This is a genomic window from Emticicia sp. (assembly GCF_049241225.1).
Lineage (GTDB): Bacteria > Bacteroidota > Bacteroidia > Cytophagales > Spirosomataceae > Emticicia.
This window is the reverse complement of record NZ_JBMLRC010000140.1, coordinates 5,087-8,882: the sequence shown is the minus strand read 5'-3', so window position 1 is coordinate 8,882 and position 3,796 is coordinate 5,087. Positions and strand designations below refer to the sequence as shown.

The following is a 3,796-nucleotide window of genomic DNA, read 5'->3' as shown; positions in this document are numbered from 1 at the left end:
TTTGCTCGAAGAAAAACAACTCTCGGGTGTGGTGGAATATCAAAAACAACTTGTTGGCGAAGCCCTAAAATAGCGAATGAGTATGTTCGAGTTTCGGCACTTCGGTAAGCTACCGGGGTAGCACCTGCCCCCACTTCCACAAACCATTCAGCTGCTATCTTCGAAGGAGCAGATTTACACTTTACACTTACTCGTTTATTGATTCCTTTACGTAGATTATTAATTAAATAGTTATAAGTTACCGAAACAGGTAGCGAAACTCCGCCGCCGTTTGCAACCTCTCCAACCCCTGTATCTTTTCCTCCAGGAATGAAACCTAATCCGCCTCTTAATGACAAAAAACTATTTCTCCATCTGACAGGCAAATATTCAATATTCACTGACCCCAACGGACTAATAGCAAACGATTCGGCCATAACTGCCGTCCGATAACGTGTACGATACATTATTTGAGCATTAGTTGTCTCAAATAATGTCACTAAAATGATGAGGGTTAGAAAATACTTCACTCGATTATAGGATTACGTCAATTTAAGTAAGATAAAAACGTGCCAAAATATATCTGCTAAACAATATTTTGTAATTTTCTAACCAGTTTCTCATTTGAAAACGAATTTTAAGCTTAAAAAATTACAATATCAAATGCTTAATCATAAAAAAAGACGAGTTACCTCGCCTTTTTTATACATACGTTTGAATATTACTTACAGATTTCTGACTAATTCCTTTTGCTTTTCGGTCAATCTAAACCTGTCTCCGTAAGTATCAGCCAAACGCTCGACTTCTTTCAAGAAAGCTTCTTTTCCTACAAATTCAGGAAAATTGAGTGTTCCACCCGCATACGGAGGGAAGCCCCAAGCCAAAATCGAACCGATATTTCCATCTAATTTTGTCATCAAGACACCTTCATCGAAGCAGCGAATGCATTCTACCACCTGACGATACAGCAAACGCTTCTTTACTTCTTCTACATCGGGTTGGGTTTCTGAAACAGGAAAATACTCGGCTAAACCTTCCCACAAATACTTCTTTCCGCCCTCGGGGTACTCATAAAAACCTTTTTTGTTTTTCTTACCGAAACGCCCTAAATCTTCGACCATCATTCGAGTTACTTGATAAGCACCATCGTCTTCGGTCAATGCCCCATCGGCAATGCTTTGCTTAGAAATCTTCAATGCTAAATCTAAAGCCACTTCATCCGAAACCGCTAAAGCCCCCACTGGCATTCCTGCATTTTTTCCGGCGTTTTCAATCAAAACTGGGTCAACACCGTCTTTCAACAGAGCAATACCTTCGGTGGTGTATGTGCTAAAACAACGAGAAGTATAAAAACCACGAGAATCATTGACAACGATTGGCGTTTTACGGATTTTCTTCACAAAATCAACTGCCAATGCTACGGCATAATCAGAAGTTTCTTTCCCGCGAATCAGCTCAACCAACATCATTTTATCAACTGGCGAGAAGAAGTGAATCCCGATAAAATTTTCGGGTTTTGCAGAAGCCTTTGCCAAACCTGTAATCGGAATTGTAGAAGTATTTGAAGCAAATACGCCGCCTTCGACCAACATGGGCTCTGCTTCTTTAGTAACAGTTGCTTTTAGCTCACGGTTTTCAAAAACAGCCTCAATAATCAAATCACAACCTTGCAAATCAGCCACTTCGGCCGTTGGTTTTATCAAATTCAATAGTTTTTCACCTTTATCGGCAGTCGTTTTTCCTCGTTCGATACCTTTTTGTACCAATCCTCTCGAATAATCTTTACCTTTTTCGGCCGCTTCAATAGTAATATCTTTCAAAACAACTTCAATTCCTGCCATTGCCGATACATAAGCAATACCTGCTCCCATAAAACCAGCTCCTAAAATACCGAGTTTCTTCACATCAGTAGCAGGAATATCTTTCGGGCGACTTGCACCTTTATCGGCTTCATTTTTACCTAAAAACATTACTCCAATCAGGTTTTTCGCTTCACGAGAAGTAGCAACTTTCACGAAATAACGAGCCTCAATCGGAATTGCACGGTCCATATTTACTTGCAAACCTTCATATACGCATGAAAGAATGGCAATCGGAGCGGGATAATTTCCTTTGGTTTTATCCATAATCATGGCTGTTCCACCTGCAAAAGTTCTCATTCCAGTTGGCGACTGCACATTTCCGCCTGGTACTTTGAAGTTTTCACGAGCCTTGATTGCTCCAGTTTTTTTATCAAACTCATCCCACGGCTGAATGGCCTTCGGGTTTGCCAAAATCCATTTCATGGCTTTCTCCATCATTTCTTCACGAGTAGCCGCAATATCATTGACCATGCCATAACCTAAGGCTTCTTTAGGCGAAATTCGCTTACCTTCAACCATTAGCATCAGAGCAGCTTCCATACCGATTAGACGAGGCAAACGTTGCGTACCACCACCGCCCGGAAGCAAACCAAGTTGAACTTCAGGCAAGCCAATAACGGCTTTTGGATTATCAAGAGCAATGCGATAATGACACGATAAACAAACCTCGTAGCCACCACCTAAAGCCGTTCCGTTCATTGCCGCAACCACTGGCTTTCCGCAAGTTTCGAGTTTACGGAAAATAGCATTGAAATTGAGCGAAAATTGGTGCATTTCGCTCTGGTCTTTGCTATTATTACGCAAAATCATCTTTACATCTGCTCCCGCAATAAATTCATTTTTTTCGGAAGTGATGATGATTCCTTTGACTTCGGAGTCAGCATAGGCTTTTTCAAGATGCCCCTCAAATTCAGGAATCGAAATATCATTCATAACGTTCATCGGCGAAGTGGTCATGTTCCAACTGATAATCGCCACGTTGTTTTCTACTTTATAGTTAATTTCCATTAGATGGTTGAATATATGTTGTTTGTTGTAAAATCAAATTTGCTTTTTTTAAGTCCTTTTCTCTACCAAATAGCTTAAATATTCGATATTGTTCGGCCAAAGTTGGAATTTTCACGCTCAATTTTTCATTGATTACAACTTCTTGCCAGTCATTAATTCTTAGTATTTGCCATTTATTTTCATAAAAAACTTTCAATTCACCCATTACTTCGATAAGTATCTCGCCAAATCGGAATCTTCCAAAATTCGATAGAAACTTATCAGCGTGAGCAGGCGAATAAGCTTCTAATTTATTAGTTTGCCAAAGCTGTTTTAAAAAGTCGGCATCACGATTTGAGGTCAATAAATCAATATCATCAATACTTTCAAGCTGAATCCCCGCTAATACCAGAGCAGAGCTTCCAACAACCCAAAATGGGTCTTTCAGATGATTTAAATCTTCTGAAATATGCGTGATTGATTCTTTAATCTTTTCTAACATAAATACCGTATGCTTGCATACTATTTGCAAATATAAAAAATATGTTTAATTTTATTTTGTTATTTTTGCTAAATAATCAGCTAATATGGAAACCATGACATTGCATCCAACAAAAGCAAATACAGTCAAAAAGGTGATTGGCTCTCCACTGAGTAGTACAAATTTAAGCGATGACGAATTCTATGATTTTTGCCAAGAAAACGACAGTTTAAAATTTGAAAGAGACGAAAAGGGAAATATTATTGTTATGCCAAACACAGGTGGAGAAACTGGAATAAAGAATTCAGAAATTACGACTGAATTAACAATTTGGAATAGAATTGAGCGTAGTGGAAAAGTTTTTGATTCTTCTACTGCATTTCGCTTACCAACTTCAGCGGTGCGTTCGCCTGATGCTTCGTGGGTTTCTAACGAACGCTGGAATGGCTTGACAGAGAGCGAAAAAACAAAATTTCCTCCACTTTGT

4 protein-coding genes are annotated in these 3,796 nt (G+C 39.1%); 1 reads left to right on the top strand and 3 read right to left on the bottom strand.

Going from position 1 to position 3,796, the window contains the following annotated elements; all coding sequences use genetic code 11:
• The 3 genes from ACOVO2_RS08375 to ACOVO2_RS08365 all read right to left on the bottom strand — a co-directional run.
• Nucleotides 1-446 (bottom strand): hypothetical protein (locus tag ACOVO2_RS08375; RefSeq protein WP_421769524.1); only part of this gene is annotated, 446 nt, incomplete at its 3' end.
• A 258-nt stretch (nucleotides 447-704) separates the two neighbouring features.
• Nucleotides 705-2,849 carry a 3-hydroxyacyl-CoA dehydrogenase NAD-binding domain-containing protein gene (locus ACOVO2_RS08370; RefSeq protein ID WP_421769523.1) on the bottom strand — a complete coding sequence of 715 codons (2,145 nt, stop codon included), beginning with the start codon at nucleotides 2,847-2,849 and terminating at the stop codon, nucleotides 705-707.
• Entirely contained in the window at nucleotides 2,839-3,330 is a 492-nt protein-coding gene (locus ACOVO2_RS08365; RefSeq protein WP_421769522.1) for a hypothetical protein, read from the bottom strand. The genes ACOVO2_RS08370 and ACOVO2_RS08365 overlap by 11 nt, the downstream gene beginning before the upstream one ends.
• A 94-nt stretch (nucleotides 3,331-3,424) precedes the next feature.
• On the opposite strand from ACOVO2_RS08365, the gene ACOVO2_RS08360 reads away from it, so the two are divergent.
• Nucleotides 3,425-3,796 (top strand): Uma2 family endonuclease (locus tag ACOVO2_RS08360; protein ID WP_421769521.1); only part of this gene is annotated, 372 nt, incomplete at its 3' end.